Origin of the sequence: Micromonospora sp. WMMC273, from assembly GCF_027460285.1 — a bacterium.
Taxonomy (GTDB): Bacteria; Actinomycetota; Actinomycetes; order Mycobacteriales; family Micromonosporaceae; genus Micromonospora; species Micromonospora aurantiaca.
In genome coordinates this window covers 1,493,705-1,516,411 of the sequence record NZ_JAPZBE010000001.1, presented here as the reverse complement: position 1 = coordinate 1,516,411, position 22,707 = coordinate 1,493,705, and the positions used below count along the sequence as shown (strand labels likewise).

General features: G+C 71.5%; 18 protein-coding genes. 12 read left to right on the top strand and 6 right to left on the bottom strand.

Annotation, left to right across the window (positions count from 1 at the left end; genetic code table 11):
* Nucleotide 1: 1 nt before the first annotated feature.
* From O7611_RS07265 to O7611_RS07255, 3 genes are read right to left on the bottom strand one after another with little or no spacing between them, the layout of a single operon-like run.
* Nucleotides 2–886 carry an ABC transporter permease gene (locus tag O7611_RS07265; RefSeq protein WP_194800793.1) on the bottom strand — a complete coding sequence of 295 codons (885 nt, stop codon included), beginning with the start codon at nucleotides 884–886 and terminating at the stop codon, nucleotides 2–4.
* Nucleotides 886–1,896 carry an ABC transporter permease gene (locus tag O7611_RS07260; protein ID WP_013285149.1) on the bottom strand — a complete coding sequence of 337 codons (1,011 nt, stop codon included), beginning with the start codon at nucleotides 1,894–1,896 and terminating at the stop codon, nucleotides 886–888. The genes O7611_RS07265 and O7611_RS07260 overlap by 1 nt, the downstream gene beginning before the upstream one ends.
* A gap of 15 nt (nucleotides 1,897–1,911) precedes the next feature.
* Entirely contained in the window at nucleotides 1,912–3,567 is a 1,656-nt protein-coding gene (locus tag O7611_RS07255; protein WP_194800792.1) for an ABC transporter substrate-binding protein, read from the bottom strand.
* Between the two features lie 635 nt (nucleotides 3,568–4,202).
* On the opposite strand from O7611_RS07255, the gene O7611_RS07250 reads away from it, so the two are divergent.
* The 11 genes from O7611_RS07250 (at nucleotide 4,203) to O7611_RS07200 (ending at nucleotide 18,491) form a co-directional block, all read left to right on the top strand.
* A complete protein-coding gene (locus O7611_RS07250; RefSeq protein WP_194800791.1) occupies nucleotides 4,203–5,519 on the top strand; it encodes a cellulose binding domain-containing protein in 1,317 nt (438 codons plus the stop codon).
* A 286-nt stretch (nucleotides 5,520–5,805) separates the two neighbouring features.
* Entirely contained in the window at nucleotides 5,806–8,235 is a 2,430-nt protein-coding gene (locus O7611_RS07245; protein ID WP_269696443.1) for a ricin-type beta-trefoil lectin domain protein, read from the top strand.
* A gap of 124 nt (nucleotides 8,236–8,359) precedes the next feature.
* Nucleotides 8,360–10,084 (top strand): family 43 glycosylhydrolase, encoded by a 1,725-nt coding sequence (locus tag O7611_RS07240; protein WP_194801036.1) that lies wholly within the window; start codon nucleotides 8,360–8,362, stop codon nucleotides 10,082–10,084.
* A gap of 11 nt (nucleotides 10,085–10,095) precedes the next feature.
* Nucleotides 10,096–11,220 carry a ricin-type beta-trefoil lectin domain protein gene (locus tag O7611_RS07235; RefSeq protein WP_194800789.1) on the top strand — a complete coding sequence of 375 codons (1,125 nt, stop codon included), beginning with the start codon at nucleotides 10,096–10,098 and terminating at the stop codon, nucleotides 11,218–11,220.
* Between the two features lie 107 nt (nucleotides 11,221–11,327).
* Nucleotides 11,328–11,744, top strand: coding sequence for a PPOX class F420-dependent oxidoreductase (locus O7611_RS07230; protein ID WP_194800788.1), 417 nt, complete (start codon nucleotides 11,328–11,330; stop codon nucleotides 11,742–11,744).
* Nucleotides 11,745–11,787: 43 nt separating this feature from the next.
* Nucleotides 11,788–12,378, top strand: coding sequence for a DinB family protein (locus O7611_RS07225; RefSeq protein WP_194800787.1), 591 nt, complete (start codon nucleotides 11,788–11,790; stop codon nucleotides 12,376–12,378).
* An 89-nt stretch (nucleotides 12,379–12,467) separates the two neighbouring features.
* Complete coding sequence (locus O7611_RS07220) at nucleotides 12,468–14,279, top strand: hypothetical protein (protein WP_194800786.1); 1,812 nt, start codon at nucleotides 12,468–12,470, stop codon at nucleotides 14,277–14,279.
* A 21-nt stretch (nucleotides 14,280–14,300) separates the two neighbouring features.
* A complete protein-coding gene (locus O7611_RS07215) occupies nucleotides 14,301–15,329 on the top strand; it encodes a glycosyltransferase family 2 protein (RefSeq protein ID WP_442929330.1) in 1,029 nt (342 codons plus the stop codon).
* Nucleotides 15,330–15,452: 123 nt separating this feature from the next.
* Nucleotides 15,453–16,559, top strand: a complete 1,107-nt coding sequence (locus O7611_RS07210) for an SPFH domain-containing protein (protein WP_269696442.1) — start codon at nucleotides 15,453–15,455, stop codon at nucleotides 16,557–16,559.
* Nucleotides 16,556–17,644: a hypothetical protein gene (locus O7611_RS07205; protein ID WP_194800784.1), complete on the top strand. Its 1,089-nt coding sequence runs from the start codon at nucleotides 16,556–16,558 to the stop codon at nucleotides 17,642–17,644. Before O7611_RS07210 ends, O7611_RS07205 begins: the two co-directional genes overlap by 4 nt.
* Nucleotides 17,645–17,792: 148 nt before the next feature.
* A complete protein-coding gene (locus tag O7611_RS07200) occupies nucleotides 17,793–18,491 on the top strand; it encodes a DUF4386 domain-containing protein (protein ID WP_269696441.1) in 699 nt (232 codons plus the stop codon).
* A 6-nt stretch (nucleotides 18,492–18,497) separates the two neighbouring features.
* Here the strand turns inward: O7611_RS07200 and O7611_RS07195 are convergent, their stop codons facing one another.
* Nucleotides 18,498–19,295, bottom strand: a complete 798-nt coding sequence (locus O7611_RS07195) for an SDR family NAD(P)-dependent oxidoreductase (protein WP_194800782.1) — start codon at nucleotides 19,293–19,295, stop codon at nucleotides 18,498–18,500.
* An 87-nt stretch (nucleotides 19,296–19,382) separates the two neighbouring features.
* Between O7611_RS07195 and O7611_RS07190 the strand changes: the two genes are divergently transcribed.
* Nucleotides 19,383–20,222: a helix-turn-helix transcriptional regulator gene (locus O7611_RS07190; protein ID WP_194800781.1), complete on the top strand. Its 840-nt coding sequence runs from the start codon at nucleotides 19,383–19,385 to the stop codon at nucleotides 20,220–20,222.
* A gap of 74 nt (nucleotides 20,223–20,296) precedes the next feature.
* Here the strand turns inward: O7611_RS07190 and O7611_RS07185 are convergent, their stop codons facing one another.
* On the bottom strand, nucleotides 20,297–21,547 hold the full coding sequence (locus tag O7611_RS07185; RefSeq protein WP_269696440.1) for a cellulose-binding domain-containing protein: 1,251 nt from the start codon (nucleotides 21,545–21,547) through the stop codon (nucleotides 20,297–20,299).
* Nucleotides 21,548–21,786: 239 nt separating this feature from the next.
* Nucleotides 21,787–22,650: a DUF6745 domain-containing protein gene (locus tag O7611_RS07180; protein WP_269696439.1), complete on the bottom strand. Its 864-nt coding sequence runs from the start codon at nucleotides 22,648–22,650 to the stop codon at nucleotides 21,787–21,789.
* Nucleotides 22,651–22,707 lie beyond the last annotated feature (57 nt).

The window sequence follows — 22,707 nt, the reverse complement described above, 5'->3', positions numbered from 1 at the left end:
GTCACCGCCGCTTCGCGTTGGCGCGGTCCTGCAGGCCTTCGCCGAGCAGGCTGAACCCCAGGACGCAGACGAACAGGGCCAGGCCGGGCGGGACCGAGGTCCACCACCGGCCGCCGACCACGTCCGCGGCACCCAGGCTGATCATGGCGCCCCACTCCGCCTCGGGGATGCTCACGCCCAGGCCGAGGAAGGAGAGCCCGGCCAGGGTGAGCATGGCCCAGCCGCAGTTCAGCGGCGCGATCACCCGGACCGGCGTGAGGCTGTTGGGCAGCAGGTGCCGCCAGAGCACGCCGACCGGCGACGCCCCGGAGGTGATCGCGGCGTCCACGAACGGCAGTTCCCGCAGCGACCGCACCTCGGCGCGGACCAGCCGGGCGTACGCCGGCGCGTTCACCGCCGCGATCGTGATGATCAGGTTGATGGTGCCGTTGCCGAGCAGCGCGGCCACCGCGAGCGCCAGGATGAACGTGGGGAACGACTGGAAGATGTCGACCACCCGCATCAGCACGTCGTCGAGCCAGCCGCCGAAGTAGCCGGCGACCAGGCCCAGCAGCGTGCCGACGACCACCGCGAGCGCCACGGCGGCCAGCGCGATGCCCAGGTCGAGCCGGGCGGCGTGGAGCACCCGGCTCCAGATGTCCATGCCGTTGCCGTCGGTGCCGAGCAGGTGGCTGCCGCCCGGCGCGACGAGCGTGTTCGCCGCGTCGATCTCGGTCTCGCCCCACTGGCTCAGCAGCGGCGCGAACACCGCCAGCAGCGCGACCACCGACAGGATGCTCGCCCCGGCGATGATCATGCGGCGGGCGAAACGGCTGTCCCGGTCGCCGCCGGGCACGACCACCGGCGCGGCGGCGGGACCGTCGGGGACGGTTCGCAGCTCGGCCATCAGAGCCTCACTCTCGGGTCGAGGATCGCGTGGACCACGTCGGCGATGAGGAAGACCAGCACGTAGCACAGCGCGATGACCAGCACCGACGCCTGCACGACCGGGTAGTCCCGGTAGAGCAGGCCGCGCAGGGCCCACTGGCCGAAGCCCTGCCACGAGTACACGTACTCAACGAGCACGGTGGAGCCGATCGCCGTGCCGAAGACCAGCGCGGCCAGCGACGGCAGCCGGACCAGCGTCGCCCGCAGCAGGTAGCCGTAGTGCAGCGTGCGGTCGCGCAGCCCGTGCGCCTTCGCCGCGGCGTACGACTCCGAGTGCAGCACCTCGAGCGCGGAGGCCCGGACGCTGCGCAGCAGCGGGGCGACCACGCCGACCACGAGGGTCAGCACCGGCAGCACCAGGTACGCCGCGGCCGAGGCGATCGCCGGCCCGTTGGCGGTGAGGACGGCGTCGACGAGGTCGGCGCCGGTGAGCGGGGTCAGGCCGGTGTCCGGGTCGACGCGGCCGTTCGGCGCCGGGAACCAACCGAGGATGCTGTAGCCGACGAGCACCAGCACCAGGCCGAGCCAGAACTCCGGTACGGAGTTGCCGACCAGCGCGAAGATCCGGACGCTGTGGTCGCCGGCCCGGTTGGCCCGCTTGGCCGACCAGATGCCCAGCACGGTCGCCACCACGAGCGCGATGCTCACCGAGATGACGACGAGTTCCAGGGTCGGACCCACCCGCAGCGCCATCTCCGAGCCCACGGAGCTGCCGCTCTGGATCGACGTCCCGAAGTCACCGGTGAGCAGCCCGCCGAGGTAGTCGAGGAACTGCTGCCACAGGGACTGGTCCAGCCCGAAGCGGGCCCGTGCGGCGGCGGCGTCCTCCTCGGTGGCGTTCTGCCCGAGGATGCTGCGGACCGGATCGCCCGGCAGTACCCGGACCAGGAGGAAGGCCAGGACGACCACTCCGAGCAGAACGGGGATCAGCTGGAGCAGTCGCCTGACGACGAAGCGGAAGATACGCATGGGTGGGTGGTGTCCCTAGGCCGATGCGCTCAGGTAGCGCAGGCGGGCGAGGCCGTCCATCGGCTGCACCCAGCCGGCGACGGACTCCCGGACGGGCAGATTGAAGTTGGGCTGGCAGATGACCACCCACGGCACGTCGGCGGCGAGGATCTCCTGGACCCGCTTCCACAGCGCGTTGCGGGCGGCCGTGTCGACAGTGGTGTGCGACTTCTCGTAGATCTGCTCGATCTCCGGGTTGCTGTAGTTCGAGTAGTTGAGGTTGGCGCCCTTGACGAAGCTGGTCGCCAGCATGTACTCGACGTCGTCCACCCAGAGCTGCCCGGAGGTGATCTGGAGCGGGATGTTCTTCTTGGTCCGCCGCTCGCCGAGCGTGGCCGGGTCCAGCGGGGTCAGCTTGAGCCGGATGCCGGCCTTGGCCGCCTCGCTCTGCACCTGGACGGCGATCTTCTGCTGCTCCTCGTTGTCGGCCTCGAAGACCAGCTCGGAGTCGAGCGATGCCCGGCCGGCGGCGGCCATGGCGGCCTTGGCCTTGTCCAGGTCGTAGGTGAACGGGTAGCCGCTCTCGTCGTAGCCGGGCATGTCCAGCGGGACCGGGCTCTTGGCCGCGCGGGCGTCGCCGCCGTACACGTTGTTGATGATCTGCTCGTAGGGCACCGCGTACGCGAGCGCCTTCCGGACGTTCACGTCGTTGAACGGCGCCGCGGTGACCGACATCTGGATGGCGACCTGGCGGTTGCTGGCCGCCGAGATGACCTTGATGCCCGGGGCCTTCTTCAGGTCCTGGATGTCGCGCTGGCTGATGCCCAGGGCGATGTCGATGTCACCGGCCTGGAGCTGGAGGCGTTGGTTGGACGCGGCCGGCACCACGGAGATCCGGATGGTCGGCGTCCTGGCCGGGTCCGGGCCCGGGTAGCCGGTGTTCGCGCTGAGTTCGATCTCCTGGCCCTGGGTGGCCTTGGCGACGTTGAAGTAGCCGCCGGTCGGCGGGTTCTTCGCGAACCACTCCTTGGCCCAGGGGTCGCTGGCGCTGGCGCGCTTCTTGGCCTCGACGGAGTCGAAGACGTACAGCGAGATCGCCTGGATCTGCCGGGTCAGAGCGCTCGGGAACGCCTGGTGGAACTCGACCGTGTAGTCGTCGACGACCTTGACCTGGTCGGCGCTGGTGAGGCCGATGGTGCGGTAGACGCCGGCGACGTTGGCCTGGGCGGCGAACGCGCGGTCCTTCGACCACTTCACGTCGGCGGCCTTCATCTCGTTGCCGCTGGCGAACTTCACGCCGCGGCGCAGCTTGAGCGTCCACACCTTCTGCTCGGAGTCCGGCTCGAACGACTCGGCGAACGTCGGGGTGATGTTCTGGGTGTCGAGGATCTGGCTGCCACCGGCGTTTGTGACCCCGTAGTCGATCAGGTACGGGAAGACGTTCTTGTAGAGCATCAACGCGGTCAGGTCGAAGCCGACGAAGTCCTGGTCCCAGCTCGACAGGTAGCTGGAGACGGCGATGCGCAGCGTCTTGGCGGAGGCGCCGCCGGACTTGCCGTCGGTCGACTTGTTGCCGCTGTCCGCGGCGCAGGCACCGGTGGCGAACAGGAGCGCGACGCTGCCACCCAACTGCAGGACGCCGCGGCGGGAGAGCGCGGGCGAGGAGGCGCCCGGACGGGGTGAACGAGCCATGAGAAGCCCTCCTAGAAGCACGAGGCGAATGGCCCGAGCTGCGGACCTACCTGGTGTTCTACCGGATTAGGCACGAGTGAACAATAGGGTGAACGGTGTTCACCGAACACGGCCGCGCCGTGACATCAGGGTGCTCCCGAAGTGCGGGACGACCCCGCTGAAAGCGTTCACGCAAGTTCACCGAACCGTTACGCACGGGAGATCGAACCGGGCTGGAAGAAGCCCGATGACCCGGGAGGGACACCCGGGTCGCTCCACCGCGTACCGGCGGCTCGGGCTCGCCGAGGCCGACCTCGCCCGCGCGCTCCTGTGAGCGCTCACCCGGCGGTCCGCCCGACATTCCCCCGGACCCGGCCGGTTGAACATGTTATCGATAACCTGCTATGTTCCGGCACGGGAGCGAAGGGCACGCTCCCCGTCACCCCCGCAACCGGCAAAGCGACCCGAGGCACCGTCCTCGCCGCCGCGCCGGTCGGTGACCAGTCCGGGCCGCTCCGCCGATGCACGCCGACGCAGGCGGCCAACGGACGACTTCGGCCCCGGCCGCACGCGCGGCTCCGCGCCCTCTTCGCAGGCGACGTCGGCATCGACGGACGGTTCGGCCTGCACCACCACCCAGGGCAAGGAGTCCAGCAATGGCGAAACGAACATCCCTCCTCTCCTCCATCGCCGCCGCGGCAGTGCTCCTCGCGGCGGCGGCCGGCGGCGCGCTCAGCGCCGGCTTCGGCGAGACGGCGCAGGCGTCGACAAACGGCACGCTCGCCGCGACCGCCGGCTGCGGCAAGGCCCCGACGCTGTCCAGCGGTACGCGCACCATCTCCAGCGGCGGCCAGAACCGCAGCTACATCCTGCGCATCCCGGACGGGTACGACCGCAACCGCCCGTACCGGCTGATCTTCGGGTTCCACTGGCTGAACGGCTCGGCGAACAACGTCGCCTCGGCCGGCTACTACGGCCTGCTGCCGCTGTCGAACAACAGCACGATCTTCGTCGCGCCGCAGGGCATCGACAACGGCTGGGCCAACACCAACGGCCGGGACCTGACGCTGTTCGACGACATCTCCCGGCAGATCGAGAACGACCTCTGCGTCGACACCAGCCAGCGGTTCGCGCTCGGCTGGAGCTACGGCGGCGCGATGAGCTACGCGGTGGCCTGCGCCCGGCCCAACGTCGTCCGCGCGGTCACCGTGATCTCCGGCGCCAACCTCAGCGGCTGCAACGGCGGCACCCAGCCGGTCGCCTACTTCGGCATCCACGGCATCTACGACAGCGTCCTGAACATCTCCATGGGCCGGTCGCTGCGCGACACGTTCGTCCGCAACAACGGCTGCACCGCGCAGAGCCCGCGCGAGCCGAGCCGGGGCAGCCTCACCCACATCACCACCACGTACTCCGGCTGCCGCGAGGGCTACCCGGTGCAGTGGGCCGCGTTCGACGGCGACCACACCCCCAGCCCGGTCGACGGGTCGTCCAGCCCGAACGACTCCCGGACCTGGACGTCGGGGGAGATCTGGCGGTTCTTCAGCCAGTTCGCGTCCACCACGCCGCCGACCACGGCGCCGCCGACCACCGTGCCGCCGACCACGCCGCCGGTCACCACCGCACCGCCCACGACCCCGCCGGTCACGACGCCGCCGCCGGGTGAGCCGGGCGCGTGCACCGCGACCTACCGGACCGTGAACACCTGGCCGGGCGGCTACCAGGCCGAGGTCACGGTGGCGAACAACGGCGCCACCACGCTCAACGGCTGGACCGTACGCCTGACCCTGGCCTCCGGCCAGGCGATCAGCAGCCTCTGGAACGGCGTCAACACCGGCACCACCGGCTCGGTGTCGGTCCGCAACGCCGACTACAACGGCACTGTCGGCGCGAACGGCTCGACGACGTTCGGGTTCACCGCCACCGGAAACGGCGCCACCGCACCCAGCGGCGTCAGCTGCACCAGCCCCTGACCGGGCCGGGCGCCGATCCCCGCACGGGGAGCCGGGCCGTGGGGTGGCACCGCGCCGCCCCCGGCCCGGCACCAGTCGGGACAACGTGAGGTCCCGTCGGACGCCGGGATGTGCTCTAATTAACCCTGGTCGATGTTTGCGCTAACATTTGCAATCCCGCAGGCCATCGCCACCACCACCTCGGGACCGCAGCGCGACTCTTGTTAGCGTTTACACCGACGGCCATCCACAACTCGCGACACCCGGCCCCGCCGGCCGGACGGTCGCGCGTACCCGAGGAGCCGTCATGGTGATCCCCCGTCCCCGGCCCGCCCGATCCGGGCCACCACGTCTCGTCATACCCGCCCTGGTTCTCGCCCTGGCCGCCACCGGCGGCGGCCTGACCCTCGCCGCGACCCCCGCGCAGGCGGCCACCACGATCACCGTCAACGGCGCCTCCGGCGGCCAGACGTTCGACGGGGTCGGCGTGGTCAGCGGCGGCGGCGGCAACAGCCGGCTGCTGATCGACTATCCGGAGCCGCAACGCGGGCAGATCCTGGACTACCTGTTCAAGCCCGGCTACGGCGCCGCGCTGCAGATCCTCAAGGTGGAGATGGGCGGCGACACCAACTCCACCAGCGGCTCGGAGCCGAGCCACGAGCACGTCCGGGGCGACCTGAACTGCAACCGTGGCTACCAGTGGTGGATCATGGAGCAGGCCAAGGCACGCAACCCCGCCATCAAGCTGGCGGCGCTGCCCTGGGGTGCTCCCGGGTGGATCGGCAACGGAAACTTCATGTCCCAGGACATGATCAACTACTTCGTGGACTGGCTGGGCTGCGCGCGGCAGCACAACCTCACCATGGACTACATCACCGCCGCCCAGAACGAGAAGCGGACCGACGCGAACTGGACCATCAGCCTGCGTCAGGCGCTGAACGCCAACGGTTACAGCGGTGTGAAGATCATCTACGGGGACGACTACCCGGGCAGCTGGGGCCCGGCGAACGCCGTCGCCAGCAACACCACGCTGCGCAACAGCATCGACGTGCTCAGCGGCCACTACCCGTGCGGCTACCTGAGCGCGCAGACCACGTGCACCGTCTCGTCCACCGCCACCAGCACCGGCAAGACGCTGTGGAACAGCGAGGGCGGCTCGCAGGACTACAACGACGGCGCCAAGCCGCTCGCACGCGGCATCAACCGCGGCTACATCGACGGCCGGATGGTCGCCTACCTCAACTGGGACCTGATCGCCGCGATCACACCGAACCTGCCCTGGTCCACGGTCGGGCTGATCCTGGCCAACCAGCCCTGGTCCGGCTGGTACTCGGTCGGCAAGAACACCTGGGCGCTCGCGCACACCACCCAGTTCACCGCGCCCGGCTGGCGCTACCTCGACTCGTCCTCGGGCTACCTGGGCGGCAACCGCAACAACGGCAGCTACGTGTCGCTGCGCTCCCCCACCGGCGGCGACTACAGCACCGTCATCGAGACCGTGGACGCCACATCGGCGCAGCAGCTCACAATGAACGTCACCGGCGGGCTCTCCACCGGCCAGGTGCACGTCTGGTCCACGAACCTGAACTCGACGAACCCGAACGACTTCTTCGTCCGCGGCGCGGACATCACCCCGTCGGGCGGTTCGTTCTCGCTCACCGTCCAGCCCGGACACCTCTACACCGTCACCACGACCACCGGGCAGGGCAAGGGCACCGCCACCAGCCCGGCCCAGGGCTCGCTCGGCCTGCCGTACCGCGACGACTTCGACGGGTACGCCGCCGGTCGGATACCGAAGTACCTCCAGGACATGCAGGGCGCGTTCGAGACCGTCGGCTGCGGTGGCGGCCGGGCCGGCATGTGCCTGCGGCAGATGTCCGCGCAGGCGCCGATCACCTGGAAGACCCTCGCCGACCCGGCCACCTACGGCGGCAACCTGAGCTGGGGCAACTACACCGTCTCCGCCGACGTCCTGCTCGAACAGTCCGGCTACGCCCAGATCCAGGGCCGCGTCGGCACCACGAACCTCGACCCGATCGGCCGGTACAACGGCTACTTCCTGCGGGTCACCGACTCCGGCTCGTGGTCGATCCTGCGCAACAACACCGCCGGGCAGCTCGCCACGCTGCGCAGCGGAAACGTCGCGGCGCTGGGCACCGGCCGCTGGCACAGCCTCGCGCTGGGCTTCTCCGGCACCACCATCACCGCCACCATCGACGGCACGACCGTCGGCACGGTCACCGACTCCACGTTCGGCACCGGCCAGGTCGGCTTCGGCACCAGCCAGGGCGAGACCGCCCAGTTCGACAACCTGTCGGTCGTCGCCGGCCCGGGCGGCAACCCCGGGGGTACGAGCGGCGCGTGGCTCAACCCCAACTCGAGCCGCTGCCTGGACGTGCCGAACCAGTCCCAGACAAACGGCACCCAGACGACGTTGTGGGAGTGCAACGGCGGCACCAACCAGCAGTGGACGACGACCTCCGGCCGACAGCTCCAGGTGTACGGCACCAAGTGCCTCGACGCCGAGGGACAAAGCACCTCGTCCGGCACCCGGGTCATCATCTGGGACTGCAACGGCGGTGCCAACCAGCAGTGGAACGTCAACACCGACGGCACGATCACCGGCGTCCAGTCCGGACTGTGCCTGAGCCCGAACGGCGGCGGGACCGGCAACGCCACCCCGATCGTCCTGTCCGCCTGCACCGGCGGCAGCAGCCAGAAGTGGAGCCGGGCGTGACGGCCCGACCTTCGCCGACCGTACCCATCCGCCGCGGTGCGGCCTACCGGGGAGATGACCTGTGAACTCAACGCTATGGAGACCCGACCGCCGGACCAGACGATGGCTCGCGCTGGCCGTGACCATGCTCGCCCTGCTCGGGCTGGCCCCGGTCGTCGCCGGCGGGCTGAGCCCGACCGTCGCCCGGGCGGACAACCCGATCGTGCAGACCATCTACACGGCCGACCCGGCCCCGCTCGTGTACAACAACCGGGTCTACCTGTACACCGGCCACGACGAGGACAACTCGACCTGGTTCACCATGAAGGAGTGGCGGGTCTTCTCGTCCGACGACATGGTCAACTGGACCGACCACGGATCGCCGCTCAGCCTCGCCACGTTCAGCTGGGCCAAGCAGGACGCGTGGGCCGGCCAGGCGGTCCACCGCAACGGCAAGTTCTACTGGTACGTGCCGATGGTCGTGCGGGCCACCGGCCAGATGGGCATCGGGGTGGCGGTGGCGGACAGCCCCACCGGCCCGTTCCGCGACGCCATCGGGCGTCCGCTGGTGAGCAACGGCGAGATCGACCCGACCGTGTTCATCGACGACGACGGTCAGGCGTACCTGTACTGGGGCAACCCGCGCCTGTGGTACGTGAAGCTGAACGCGGACATGATCTCGTACTCGGGCAGCCCGACGCAGATCCCGCTGACCACAGCGGGCTTCGGGGCACGGACCGGTGACGCGAACCGGCCCACCCTCTACGAGGAGGGGCCGTGGGTGTACAAGCGCAACGGCCTCTACTACATGGCGTTCGCGGCCAAGTGCTGCTCCGAGTTCGTCGCCTACTCGACCGCGCCCGGGCCGCTGGGCCCGTGGACGTACCGCGGGACGATCATGCCGACCCAGGGCAGCAGCTTCACCAATCACCCCGGGATCATCGACTTCAAGGGCAACTCGTACTTCTTCTACCACAACGGCGCGTTGCCCGGCGGCGGCGGTTTCACCAGGTCGGTGGCGGTGGAGAAGTTCTCCTACGGCGCGGACGGCTCGATCCCCACGATCAACATGACCACCACCGGCGCCCCGCAGGTCGGCACCCTGGACCCGTACGCCCGGCAGGAGGCCGAGACGATGGCCTGGGGGCAGGGAGTGGAGACCGAGGCGTCCTCCCTGGGCGGGCGGAACGTCGGCTACATCGACAACGGGGACTACATCAAGGTCAAGGGCGTGGCCTTCGGCGCCGGCGCGACCAAGTTCACCGCGATGGTGGCCTCGGCCGGTAGCGGGGGGTCAATCGAGCTGCGCCTGGACAGCGTGACCGGCCCGCTGGTGGGCACCTGTCAGGTGACCCCCACCGGCGACTGGCAGACGTGGACCAACCCGAGCTGCCCGGTCAGCGGTGCCACCGGCACCCACGACCTCTACCTGCGGTTCACCGGCGGCAGCGGCTCGCTGTTCAACATCGACCACTGGTGGTTCACCTCCAGCCTCAGCGGCACCCCGCCGCCGGTCCCGCCGTCGACCCCGCCGCCCTCCTCTCCCCCGCCGCCCAGCACGCCGCCGCCGACCGGCGGCGCCTGCACCGCCACCTACCGCACCACCAACTCCTGGTCCGGCGGTTTCCAGGCCGAGGTGACGGTCACCGCCGGCGCCGCGGCACTCAACGGCTGGTCGGTGCGGTGGAACCTCGCCGGTGGCCAGAGCATCAGCCAGGTCTGGAGCGGCACGCTGAGCACCAGCGGATCCACGGCGACCGTCCGTAACGCGGCGTACAACGGCTCGGTGCCCGCGTCCGGCTCGACCACGTTCGGTTTCATCGCCGACGGCTCCCCGTCCACCCCGTCCCTGACCTGCACCAGCCCGTGAGAGGAGCGTTCATGCGTACGACAGTGAGGAGATGGCTCACCGCGGGCGCCGCGCTGGCCCTGCTGGCCGCCGGTGTGCTCACGCCCGCCGGCCCGGCGGTCGCCGAGTCCAACGGCGGCACCCGGGTGATGCCGCTCGGTGACTCCATCACCGAGGGCACCCAGGTGCCGGGCGGCTACCGGATCGGCCTGTGGCAGCGGCTGGCCGGCGGCGGCTACCGGGTCGACCTGGTCGGCTCCCAGTTCAACGGGCCGGGCAACCTCGGCGACCACGACCACGAGGGCCACCCCGGCTGGCGCATCGACCAGATCGACGCCAACATCACCGGCTGGCTGAACGCCTACCAGCCGCGCACCGTGCTGCTGCACATCGGCACCAACGACATCCTGCAGAACTACAACGTCTCGACGGCGCCCAACCGGCTCTCCTCGCTCATCGACCGCATCACCACCACGGCGCCGAACGCGGACGTGTTCGTCGCGCAGATCATCCCGCTCGCCAACTCCGGCCAGGCGGCGGCGGTGCGCACGTTCAACGCCGCGCTGCCCGGCATCGTGCAGTCGAAGGTGAACGCCGGCAAGCGGGTCCACCTGGTCGACCAGTACTCGGCGCTGACCACCGCCGACCTGATCGACGGCATCCACCCGACCGCCACCGGCTACGACAAGATGGCCGCGGTCTGGTACCGCGCGTTGCAGTCGGTGTCCGGCAGCATCGGCACCCCAGGCAGCAGCGGCGGCACGTACCAGAACGTGCAGCTCGTCGGCGCCGGCTCGGGCCGGTGCCTGGACGTGCCGAACGGCAGCACCACGAACGGCACCGCCGTGCAGCTGTACGACTGCTGGGGCGGCACCATGCAGCGCTGGACCTACACCTCGGCCAAGCAGTTGCAGGTGCTCGGCAACAAGTGCCTCGACGCGAGCGGGCGGGGCACCGCGAACGGCACCAGCGTGATCATCTGGGACTGCAACGGCCAGCCCAACCAGCAGTGGAACCTCAACGCCAACGGCACGATCAGCGGCGTCCAGTCCGGGCGCTGCCTGGACGCGGCCGGCTACGGCACCGCCAACGGGACCAGGATCAACCTCTGGGACTGCCACGGCGGCACCAACCAGCAGTGGAGCGCACGCGCCTGACCGGCGTGCGACGGGCTCCCCGGCGGGCGACACCGCCGGGGAGCCCGTCCGGGCGGCGCCCGCCGCATGACCAGCGGCGGGCCCGGCGGGTACGTAGAGTGAGAGCCATGTCGAAGCCGCCGCTGCCCGAGCCCGCCGTCGCCATGCTGGGCAAGCCGAATCCCGCCGTCATCGCCACGCTGCGCGACGGCCAGCCGGTGTCCGCGGCCACCTGGTACCTGTGGGAGGACGGCCGCGTCCTGGTGAACATGGACGAGGGCCGCCGCCGGCTGGCACACCTGCGCAGCGATCCCCGGGTCTCCCTGACCGTGCTGGACGAGGGGAACTGGTACACCCACGTCAGCCTGATCGGGCGGGTGGTCGAGCTGCGCGACGACGAGGGCCTGGCGGACATCGACCGGATCTCGCAGCACTACACCGGGAAGCCGTACCCCCGGCGGGACCGCGCCCGGGTCAGCGCCTGGATCGAGATCGAGCGCTGGCACGGGTGGGGCGCGCACAAGGACAACAGCCAGACCGGCTGACGGCGCCCCCACGATGTCCGACCCATGCGGAAGAGTGTCGGGCATGAGTGAGCCGTACGACCCGAAGGCAGCGCTGCACCACTACCTGCGCGCGATCCGGGAGAACCTGATCTGGAAGCTCGACGGGCTGAGCGAACGTGAGGCCCGGCTCCCCCGCACCGCGACCGGGAACAACCTGCTGGGGGTGCTCAAGCACTGCCTGAACGTCGAGGCCGGCTACTTCGGGCCCACGTTCGGCCGCGAGTTCCCCACACCGGCGGAGCTGGTCGCCGCCGAGACGTTCGACGCGGACCCGCAGGCCGACTGGTACGCCCGCGAGGACGAGACCAAGGACGGGCTGATCGACCTGTACCGCCGGGTCGGCGCGTTCGCGGACGAGACGATCGAGACGCTGCCGCTGGACGCGCCGGGGCGGGTGCCGTGGTGGCAGCCGGGCCGGCAGGACGTGACGCTGCACCAGGTCATCGTGCACGTCTGCGTCGACCTGGCCCGGCATGCCGGGCACGCCGATGTCATGCGTGAGCAGCACGACGCGGCGATCGGGCTGGGGCGGGACAACCGGAACGTTCCCGAGGGCTACGACTGGCCGGCGTACGTCAGTAAGCTGTCGGCGCTCGCCGACCGGTTCGCGTAGGCGGCCTTCCGGTATGGCGGGCCGGAAGTTTCAACCATATTTCGGACAGCGGATCGACAGGACCAGCAGCATCGTGAAGCATCTATCCCATGAAGATCCGGCCCGCCGTCGCCCCGCCGACCGCTGAGGACACCGGTCCCGCGCAGCCCCCCGCCGACCGGCCCTCGGACGACCGCCCCACGGACGAGCGCCCGTCGGACGGCAGGCGCCGGTGGCGGCCGAACCCGGAGTGGACGCTGGCGATCCTGGGTAGCCTGCTGCTGGCGGTGGTGCTGACCTGGCCGACGATGCGGCACCCGGCGACCACGATCCCGGGCGACCTCGGCGACCCGACGTTGCAGGCGTGGCAGGTCGCCTGGTCCGGGCACGCCCTGCTAAGCGATCCGGCGAACCTCTGGAACTCGAACACGTTCTATCCGGAGCGCTACACCTACGCCTACAGCGACACCCTGCTCGGGTACGCCCCGTTCGGTATGCTCGGCTCCGGCTTCGAGGCCGCGGTGATCCGCTACAACGTGCTCTACGTGCTGCTGCACGCGCTGGCGTTCCTCGGGGCGTACGCGCTGGCCCGGCAGCTCGGCGCCAACCGCTGGGGCGGTGCGGTCGCCGGGATCGCGTGGGCGTACGCGCCCTGGCGGCTGGCGCACTCCGGTCACCTGAACATCCTGTCCAGTGGCGGGATCGCGCTGGCGCTGGCGATGCTGGCCCGCGGTCACGGCTGGTCGCTACGCCACGGCTACCGGCCGGAACGACGCAAGCCCGGCTGGGCGGTGGCCGGGTGGCTCGTCGCGGCCTGGCAGGTCACGCTCGGCTTCGGCATCGGGCTGCCGCTCGTCTACTTCCTGCTGGCTGCCGTGCTGGTGGCGGCCGGCTGCTACGGCTGGTCCTGGTGGCGCAAGCGGGAGCGGCCACCGTTCGGCCGGCGGCTGCTGATCGCCGACCTGGCCGGCGGCGCCGTGTTCGGCACCGTGACGCTGCTGCTCGGGCTGGTCTACCTGCGCGTGGTCGACCTCAACCCGCAGGCCGTCCGCTCGCTGGACTGGACGAAGATGTTCTCCCCGCCGCTGATCGGGTTCATCACCGCGCCCGGCGACTCGTGGTTGTGGGGGGAACGGCACGCCGCCGCCCGCGAACAGCTGACCTGGCCGCCGGAGATGGCACTGCTGCCCGGCATGACGCTGATCGGGCTGGCCGCGGCGGGGTTGTTCGTCTCGGCGTTCCCGGTGCGGCACCGGGTCGCGCTGGGGCTCGGCGTGACCGGCACCGTGCTGCTGGGCCTGGGCGCCACGCTCGGCGGCGACGGCGACCCCGGCTACCTGACGTTGTCAAACCTCCTGCCGGGCTGGGACGCGTTGCGCACCCCGGGCCGGATGATGCACTGGACCAGCCTGCTGCTCGCCGTGCTGGCGGCCGGGCTGGTGACAGCGCTGGCCGAGTCGTGGCGCCGGCCCGCCGCCGCGCGCGCGTCCCGGGCGGTGGCGGCGCTGGTCCTGCTGGTGCCGCTCGCCCTGGTCACGCTGGAGGGCGTGAACCGCACGCCGCACCCGGTGGTGCCGACGCCACCGGCGGCGATGCGGACCGCGCCGGAACCGATGCTGGTGCTGCCCGCCGGCGGGGTGGGCGACCTGAACTACATGCTGTGGTCGACCGACGGATTCCCCCGGATCACCAACGGGCTCGGCGGTTTCGAGCCGGTCACCCAGGCCCAGACACGGGTCGCCGTGGCGACGTTCCCCGACGCGGGCAGCGTGGCGTACCTGCGCGGAATCGGCGTGCGGTCGGTCGTCGCGGTGCCGAGCCGCGCGGCGGGTACGCCGTGGGAGGGCATCGAGACCCGGCCGGTCGACGGGCTGGGCATCACCCGGGAGGAAGTCGATGGCACGCTTGTCTACCGCCTCTGACGCCGTGGGCACCGGTCCCGCATGCCCGGGCCGGGCGGGGTGAGCGCCGTGCGGTTGTCGGTGGTGGTGCCCTGCTTCAACGAGGAAGCGTCGGTGGAGCGGCTGCACGAGATGCTCAGCGTCGCGTTCGCCGAGCTCACCGATGTGGACGTCGAGGTGGTGTACGTCGACGACGGAAGCGAGGACGGCACGCTGGTGGCACTGCGCCGGCTCGCCGCCGCCGACCCAGCCGTCTGCTACACGTCGCTGAGCCGCAACTTCGGCAAGGAGGCGGCCATGCTCGCCGGCCTGCGCCGGGCCACCGGCGACGCGGTGGTCATCATGGACGCCGACCTGCAGCACCCGCCGCGGTTGCTGCCCGAGATGGTGATGCTCTACCGCCAGGGCTTCGACCAGGTGATCGCCCGCCGGGACCGCCGTGGTGACCGGTTCATCCGGATGGTCGCCTCGCGCTCCTTCTACCGCCTGGTCAACTGGTGGATAGACGTACGCCTGCTCGACGGCGCCGGCGACTTCCGGCTGCTTTCCCGGCTCGCGGTGAACGCGATCCTGGCGATGCCGGAGTACAACCGCTTCTCCAAGGGCCTGTTCTCGTGGATCGGTTTCCGCACCGCCGTGGTGGCGCACCGCAACGAGACCCGGCAGGCCGGGCGGAGCCGCTGGACGTTCGGCAAGCTGTTCAACTACGCGTTCGACGGCCTGCTGTCGTTCAACAACCGGCCGCTGCGCCTGGCGATCTACGGCGGCCTGTTCCTCACGCTCATCGCCGTGGGCTACATGGCCTGGGTGGTCGCGGACGCCGTGGAGAAGGGCATCGACGTGCCCGGCTACACCACGATCATCGTCAGCGTGATCGGGCTCGGCGGCATCCAGATGATGATCCTCGGGGTGATCGGCGAGTACATCGGCCGGATCTACTACGAGACCAAACGCCGTCCGCACTATCTCGTGCAGGAGACCGAGCGCGTCGTCGATGCCCCCGGCCGGACCTCCCGGATTCCGGAGCAGCGTACGGCCACCGGCGAATCGATGGCCGGCGAAACCGGCTGAGCAACCCCGATCGGTGGGTGCCGATAGGCGCAGAATCGTTCTCTTTTCGCAGGTGGCGGGCGGTTGCTATGGTCGCCCGCGACGCCGGAGACCGGCGCCGAGGAAAGGGTTGCGATGGGGCTGATGGACAAGCTCCGGGGCGAACTCATCGACATCATCGAGTGGCTGGACGACAGCCGCGACACGATCGTCTGGCGGTTCCCCCGGTATCAGAACGAGATCAAGATGGGCGCCCAACTGGTCGTCCGGGAGTCCCAGACGGCGGTGTTCGTCAACGAGGGGAAGATCGCCGACGTCTTCACTCCGGGGACGTACACGCTGGAGACCCGCAACCTGCCGATCCTGTCCACCCTGAAGGGCTGGAAGTACGGCTTCAACTCGCCGTTCAAGGCCGAGGTGTACTTCGTCAACACCCGGCAGTTCACCGACATGAAGTGGGGCACCCAGAACCCGGTCATCCTGCGCGACGCCGAGTTCGGCGTGGTCCGGGTACGGGCGTTCGGCGCCTTCGCGGCCCGCGTGGTGGACGCGTCGCGCCTGCTGCGGGAACTGGTCGGCACCGACCCGCAGTTCCGCACCGAGGAGGTGCAGGAGTACCTGCGGCAGCTCATGGTGGGACGCCTCGGCGGCGCGCTCGCCACGGCCGGCGTGCCGCTGCTGGACCTCGCCGCGCACCAGGACGCGATCGGCCGGCGGCTGGCCGCCGTGCTGACCGAGGAACTGGCCGAAGTCGGCATCGCGATCCCCAAGTTCGTCATCGAGAACGTGTCTGTGCCGCCGGAGGTCGAGCAGGCGCTGGACAAGCGGACCAGCATGGGCGCGGTCGGTGACCTGGACCGGTACACCCGTTTCCAGGCCGCGAACGCGATGGAGGCCGCGGCGAACAACCCGGGTGGCGAGGCGGGCGCGGGCATCGGCCTGGGCATGGGCATGGCGATGGGCCAGCAGATGGCCCGGTCGATGGGCGGTGGCGCGGCCACGCAGCCGGCGCAGCCCGCCCCCGCCGAGCCGCCGCCGCTGCCGGGCCAGGCCCAGTGGTACGTCGGCGTCGGCGGCCAGCGCCAGGGTCCGTACGACCTCGGCGCGCTGGCCGAGCAGGCGAACGCGGGCGCGCTCGGCGCGGACACGCTCGTCTGGCGTACCGGGATGGCGCAGTGGCAGCCCGCCGGGCAGGTGCCCGAGCTGGCGTCGGTGCTCGCCAGCGTCCCGCCGCCGCTTCCGCCGCAATGAGCGACACGGCTGTCTCGCCGCCCTCCTACCAGTGCGGGGGGTGCGGCGCCCGGGTCGAGTTCGCACCCGGCACGACCGCGCTGAGCTGCCCGTACTGCGGGCACCGGCAGGAGATCGCCGGTGCCGGCCGGGAGGTGCGCGAGCATGCGTACGCGGAACTGGCGTCGCTGCCCCGCAAGCCGGTGGCGAGCGTCGGCGCGCACACGTTCGTCTGCCCGGGCTGCGGTGCACGGACGGAGAGCGACGCGCTGGCGCAGCGCTGCCAGTTCTGCGCGGCTCCCCTGGTGGCCGACGCCGGGGCGGGTGAGCTGATCGCGCCGGAGGCGGTGCTGCCGTTCGCCGTCGACCGCAACGGTGTGCGGACGGCCCTGGGCCAGTGGTGCCGCAGCCGCTGGTTCGCGCCCGGGAGCCTGAAGAAGATCAGCGAGGCGGAGACGCTGAAGGGCACGTACCTTCCGCACTGGACGTTCGACGCGCGGACCGTGTCGGACTACCAGGGTCAGCGGGGCGAGCACTACTACGTCACCGAGACGTACACGGTGACGGTCGACGGCAAGCAGGAGACGCGAACCCGGCAGGTGCGGCACACCCGGTGGCATCCGGCCGCCGGGACCGTACGCCGGGACTTCGACGACGTGCTGGTGCCCGCCACCACCCACCTGCCCACCGAGCAGTTGGACAAGCTGGCGCCGTGGCCGCTGGCCGAGGCGGCCGCGTTCCACGGTGACTACCTGGCCGGATACCAGGCGCTGCGGTACGACACCGAGCCCGAGGCGGGCCTGACCGAGGCGAAGGCGCGGATGGCTCCGGTCATCGAGGGGGACTGCCGGTCGGACATCGGCGGTGACGAGCAGCGGGTGTCCGCCGTGGACACCACGTACTCCGACGTGTCGTACAAGCTGGTCCTGCTGCCGGTGTGGATCGCCGCGTACCTGCACGCGGGCCGGTCGTACCAGGTGCTGGTGAACGCCCGCACCGGTGAGGTCATCGGCGAGCGTCCCTACAGCACGGCGAAGATCGTGGCGGCGGTGCTGGCCGCGCTGGCGCTCGTCGCGCTCGTGGTGGCGTACGCGATGAACCGCTGACGCGTACGGGCCACCGGTGTGCCGCACCGGTGGCCCGTACGCATCGCGCGAGGGGAGATGTCCGAGCGGCCGATGTGCCGCCGCGCGGGTCCACAGCAGAGTGAGGGCACCACCACCATCGGCCGGGCGGCGACGGAGGGAAGCCCCGATGGACTCACTGCGGAAGACCTCGCTGGTCGCGGGCGGCGCCTATCTGCTCACCTTCGTCTCGATCCCCACCGTCGCCCTGTACGCCCCGGTCCGCGAGCCGGACTACGTCCTCGGCACCACGTCGCAGGCCCCGGTCGTCCTCGGCGGCGTCCTGGAGATGGTCGTCGCGCTCGCCTGCATCGGCACCGCCGTCGCGCTGTACCCGGTGCTCCGGCAGCAGGGCCCGGCCCGCGCGCTGGGCTTCGTCGGCGCCCGGGTGCTCGAAGCCGCCGGCATCCTCGTCGGCGTCGCGAGCATCCTGACGCTCGTCGCGCTGCGGGACTCCGCCGCCGGGCCGGACGCGCTCGTCACCGGCCGGACGCTCGTCGCCTTCTACGACTCGGTGTTCCTGCTCAGCCAGGGCTTCCTGCCCGCCGTGAACGCGCTGCTGCTGGGCACGCTGCTCTACCAGTCGCGTCTCGTGCCGCGCGTGCTGCCGCTGCTCGGGCTCGCCGGGGCACCGCTGCTCGTCGCCTCCGACCTCGGCACGCTGTTCGGCGCCTGGGACCGGCTGTCTCCGGTGGCGGCGGTCGCCGCGCTTCCCATCGCGGTGTGGGAGTTCTCGCTCGGCGTCCACCTGGTCGTCAAGGGCTTCCGGCCCTCCCCCGTCACGGCCGGCGCGGTGGAGCCCCGGCCGGTCCGGGACGCCACCGTCTGAGCCCTGTCAGGCCCGCGCGCCGCCGTCGACCCGCAGCACCGTACCGGTGACGAAGGAGGCGCGGTCGCTGAGCAGCCAGGCGGCGGCCTGGGCGATCTCGTCGGGCTCGGCGGCCCGGCGCAGCGGCGTGGCCGCCGCGAGACGGTCGATGATCCCGGGCGACTCGGCGTCCCAGGACCGCATCATCTCGGTGAGCGTGCTGCCCGGGGCGATCGCGTTGACGCGGATGCCCTCCGGTCCGTAGGTGACCGCCGCGGACTCGGTGAGGCTGTTGACCGCGCGCTTCATCGCCCCGTACGCGGGCAGCGCGGGGTTGCCCATCAGGCTGCCGACGCTGGAGTTGTTCACGATCGCGCCGGTGCCGGCGGTGGCCCGGATCGCCGCGACCTCGGCGACCAGGGCGAGCCACGGCCCCTTCAGGTTGACGGTGTAGACGTGGTCGAAGTCCTCTTCGCGCACCCGGTCCATCGGTCCGGGCGGCACGATCGTCGCGCCGTTGTTGAAGGCGACGTCGAGGCGGCCGTACACCTCGACCGTGCGGTCGACCGCGGCGCGCACGCTCGCCGCGTCGGCCAGGTCGCAGACGACGTACTCGGCGGTGCCGCCCGCGGCCCGGACCTGCTCGGTGACCGCCTTCAACTGCTCCTCGGTCCGGGCGGCGAGCAGCACCCGGGCGCCCTCGGCGGCGAACAGCCGGGCCGCCGCGGCGCCGATGCCGCGCCCGGCGCCGGTGATGAAGGCGACCTTGCCGGCGAGCAGGCCGGCGGTCGGGTGGACTGTCGTGTCGGTTCGTGTGGTGTCCATGCCGGCAAGCCTGGGGCCGGTCGCGGAGCCCATCCAGGCACCGGCGGTACCTGGTTACGCTCCGCGGCACGCGGGCACACTGGGGTCGTGGACCGACGTGAGCTGGCAGTGTTCCTGCGCAGCAGGCGGGAGCGGATCGCCCCGGCCGACGTGGGCCTGCCCGCCGGACGGCGCCGCCGCACCCCGGGACTGCGCCGGGAGGAGGCGGCGCGGCTGGCGTTCATCTCGACCGAGTACTACACCCGGCTGGAGCAGGGGCGGGGTCCGCGTCCGTCGCGGGAGGTGCTGGCCGGGCTGGCCCGCGCGCTGCGGCTGTCCGACGCCGAACGTGACCACCTCCACCACCTGGCCGGGGAGCCGCCCGCGCCGCCGCCCGGGCCACCCCGGGAGGTACGCCAGAGCGTGCTGGACCTGCTGCACCGGCTGCCGCAGGCGGCGGCGTTCGTGACCTCGGCGACGTTCGAGGTGATCGCCTGGAACGACCTCGCGGCAGCGCTCATGGAGGACTTCTCCGCGGTCTCCCGGCGGGACCGCAACCTGGTCCGCCGGGCGTTCCTCGGCCCGCACCTGATGTACGGCGTGTCGGACGCGAGCGAGTTCGCCCGCCACTCGGTCGGACGGCTGCGCGCCGCCGCGGCCCGCTATCCGGACGACCCGGAGATGGCCGCGCTGATCGCCGAGCTGCTCGCCGGGAGCAAGGAGTTCGCCCGCCTGTGGGCCTCCCACGACGTCGGCGGTGCGCGGACGCTGTGCAAGACGTTCCGGCACCCGCTGGTCGGGCCGGTGACTGTCAACTGCGACGTCCTCGACATCACCGACCGCGACCAGCAGGTGGTCATCTACACCGCCACGCCCGGCTCCCCCTCGGAGGAGGCGCTGCGGCTGCTCTCCGTGATCGGCACCCAGCGGATGACCGTCGAGCACTGAGCCGCCCGCCCGCGCTGGAACGCCACGGGTGTCCGGGCGGCCTGCGGCACCCGTGGCGTTCCACTCGCTGTGGGTCAGCAGCCGATGCGGGTGGAGCCCATCGCCACGTCGTCGTACCAGAGGGTGTCGGCGCCGCCGCCGTAGCTCTCCCAGCCCAGCTTCAGGTCGGTGAGCTGCGGTCGCCAGGTGCGGTTGTACCACTGGCCGTCGATGTCGTGCGTCGGTACGCCGTCGGCGGTCAGCCCGGTCACGGCGACGCCGTCCAGCCAGGTACGCAGCTGACCGGCAGAACCGTCCACCATGAACTCCAGGCAGGCCCAGCGGTTTGTGGGCAGCGGCACGCTCTGCGCCACCCCGGCCGGGCTCTGCTCGGGCAGCGTGGCGTCGTCGGAGGCGCGGTTCCACTGGAGTGCGCCGTTCTGGCCGCCCAGCCGCAGGTCCCGGTTGCCGTCGGCGGCGTCGGACATGGTGATCATCGTGGTGTGGTCGGTGGGCTGGGCGGTGGTGTGCCGCACCCAGATCCGGGCGTACCGGACGCTGCCCAGGCCGCTGAGGTTCTTCGTGGTCCGGACGAAGACGTGGTTGCAGTACCCGGCCGCGCCGTTGATCCGTACCGCCCGGCTGCCGCTGTGCGTGGTGGACGTGTCGATGGTGGCCGTGCCGGCGCCGGAACAGTCCGGGCTCACCACGCTCCAGTCACCCGACGGCGTCGGACCGGTCTGGTTCTCGAAGCCGTCGCAGAGCACCGCCCCCGCGCACCCGCTCGGCGGCGGGGTGGTCGGCGGCGGCGTCGTGGGCGGCGGGGTTGTCGGTGGAGCAGTCGTGGGCGGCGCGGTGGTGGGCGGTGGCGTGGTCGGCGGGGCGGTGGTCGGCACCGTCGTGGTGGGCGGCGGTGTGGTCGGCCCGGCGCCGTTGCACGGTACGCCGTTGAGGCTGAACCCGGTCGGCGCGCCGCCGGCGGTGCCGTACGTGCCCTGCACGCCGAACTCGGTCGAGCCGCCGGCCGGAATGCTGCCGTTGTACGACATGCTGCGGGCGGTCACCGTCGACCCGGACTGGCTCACTGTGGCGTTCCAGCCGTTCGTGACGCGCTCGTCCCCGGCATACGTCCAGGTGACGGTCCAGCCGGACACGGCGGTGTCACCCGGTGACACAGTGATGTTCGCGGTGAACCCGCCGGGCCACTGGTTGGGTGTGTAGTCGACCCGGCAGCCCTGTGCGGCTGCGGCCGGGCCGGTGAGCAGGGCCGTACCGGCCGCGGTGACGGCGGCCAGCGCGGCGACGGCCGCCACGAGCGGGGCGGGGCGGGCACGGAGAATCGTCATGGGAAGTCCTTCGACGTCGGACAGGGCGCAGCCGCGCGTCCTCGTCGGACGCGGCGGTGCGCGAGGGTGCGGCGCGGCGGTGCGCCACGGTGAGTGGTCGATGCGTACGACCGATGTGCCCGGCTCGAAGGCGGCCCGGTCAGCCGCCGGGGTCCGGTTCTCGCGGACCTCGGCGGCGCCCAGCCCAATCTATTTACCGTCGCCTATCCAATCAAGGCCTCCGCCCGCGCGGATGCCCGTCATCCCGGATCGGCGCCCACGCCGCTGCGCAGGGGTTGCCAGCCGTCGCGGTAGCGCACGCCGCCGGGTCGCAGCCGGACCCGGCCGTGCGGCGTACCGGGGACCGGCTCGGTCCGGATCACCTGTGGCCGGTCCACCACGACGCAGACGTCCTCCCCCGGCCACCACCAGCCGCAGGAGCGGGCCAGGTCGGCCCAGGTGTCCAGGTGTCCGGCCTCGTCCGGCCCGTACCGGGCGAGACCGAGCCGGCGCAGCACGTCGTAGTAGGCGATCCACGACGCGTCCTGCTGCCCGTACCAGCACACGGGCACCGGGCCGTCACTTGCGAGCGCCGCACGCACCGGCAGGTAGAACCCGTGCGCGAGGCTGCGGTGCAGCGCCGCGCGTACCCCCTGGTGCAGCACGACGGCGAGCGGTACGCCCCCGTCGAACGCCCGCTGCGGTGCCAGCTCGGGCCACGGCTCCTTGGCCTTGCCCCGGCGGGCGGGCGACAGCTCGGGATCGGTGTGCACGACGCCCGCGCTGAGCGCGCCCCGGAGCTGGGAGACGACCACGGCGATGTCGCTCGCCAGCAGCGGCGTCCGGGGCGGCCGTACCGCCCGGATGCGCTCGTGGAGCCCTTCGAGGGTGGGCCAGCCGCTGACCATAGGCAGCGCCTTGGCCGGCGAGTCGACCCATTCGAAGCGAGGTCGCGGCCGCGACGCCCTCGCGTAGACGGCGGTCAGGCAGCGCTCGGCGGTCTGCCGGTCGGCCGGCTGTGTGGACAGGGCGTGGTCGAGCCATTCCTGGCGGATCCGGACCGCCTGCTGCCACAGTTCGTGCGGGATCTTCGCGGCGTCGTCGCGCCGCGGGGAGGCGCTCATCGCGCCGGGGCGTCGCCGCCCTTCCGGTAGGAGATCATGGAACGACTCTGACCCATG

What these genes read in the sequence shown, in the direction of transcription:
- O7611_RS07260 (WP_013285149.1), bottom strand. Translation starts at nt 1,896, where the DNA reads ATGCGTATCTTCCGCTTCGTCGTCAGGCGACTGCTCCAGCTGATCCCC.
- O7611_RS07210 (WP_269696442.1), top strand. Translation starts at nt 15,453, where the DNA reads ATGGACAAGCTCCGGGGCGAACTCATCGACATCATCGAGTGGCTGGAC.
- O7611_RS07195 (WP_194800782.1), bottom strand. Translation starts at nt 19,295, where the DNA reads ATGGACACCACACGAACCGACACGACAGTCCACCCGACCGCCGGCCTG.
- O7611_RS07220 (WP_194800786.1), top strand. Translation starts at nt 12,468, where the DNA reads ATGAAGATCCGGCCCGCCGTCGCCCCGCCGACCGCTGAGGACACCGGT.
- O7611_RS07250 (WP_194800791.1), top strand. Translation starts at nt 4,203, where the DNA reads ATGGCGAAACGAACATCCCTCCTCTCCTCCATCGCCGCCGCGGCAGTG.
- O7611_RS07225 (WP_194800787.1), top strand. Translation starts at nt 11,788, where the DNA reads ATGAGTGAGCCGTACGACCCGAAGGCAGCGCTGCACCACTACCTGCGC.
- O7611_RS07205 (WP_194800784.1), top strand. Translation starts at nt 16,556, where the DNA reads ATGAGCGACACGGCTGTCTCGCCGCCCTCCTACCAGTGCGGGGGGTGC.
- O7611_RS07180 (WP_269696439.1), bottom strand. Translation starts at nt 22,650, where the DNA reads ATGAGCGCCTCCCCGCGGCGCGACGACGCCGCGAAGATCCCGCACGAA.
- O7611_RS07265 (WP_194800793.1), bottom strand. Translation starts at nt 886, where the DNA reads ATGGCCGAGCTGCGAACCGTCCCCGACGGTCCCGCCGCCGCGCCGGTG.
- O7611_RS07235 (WP_194800789.1), top strand. Translation starts at nt 10,096, where the DNA reads ATGCGTACGACAGTGAGGAGATGGCTCACCGCGGGCGCCGCGCTGGCC.
- O7611_RS07255 (WP_194800792.1), bottom strand. Translation starts at nt 3,567, where the DNA reads ATGGCTCGTTCACCCCGTCCGGGCGCCTCCTCGCCCGCGCTCTCCCGC.
- O7611_RS07245 (WP_269696443.1), top strand. Translation starts at nt 5,806, where the DNA reads ATGGTGATCCCCCGTCCCCGGCCCGCCCGATCCGGGCCACCACGTCTC.
- O7611_RS07200 (WP_269696441.1), top strand. Translation starts at nt 17,793, where the DNA reads ATGGACTCACTGCGGAAGACCTCGCTGGTCGCGGGCGGCGCCTATCTG.
- O7611_RS07240 (WP_194801036.1), top strand. Translation starts at nt 8,360, where the DNA reads ATGCTCGCCCTGCTCGGGCTGGCCCCGGTCGTCGCCGGCGGGCTGAGC.
- O7611_RS07185 (WP_269696440.1), bottom strand. Translation starts at nt 21,547, where the DNA reads ATGACGATTCTCCGTGCCCGCCCCGCCCCGCTCGTGGCGGCCGTCGCC.
- O7611_RS07215 (WP_442929330.1), top strand. Translation starts at nt 14,301, where the DNA reads ATGCCCGGGCCGGGCGGGGTGAGCGCCGTGCGGTTGTCGGTGGTGGTG.
- O7611_RS07230 (WP_194800788.1), top strand. Translation starts at nt 11,328, where the DNA reads ATGTCGAAGCCGCCGCTGCCCGAGCCCGCCGTCGCCATGCTGGGCAAG.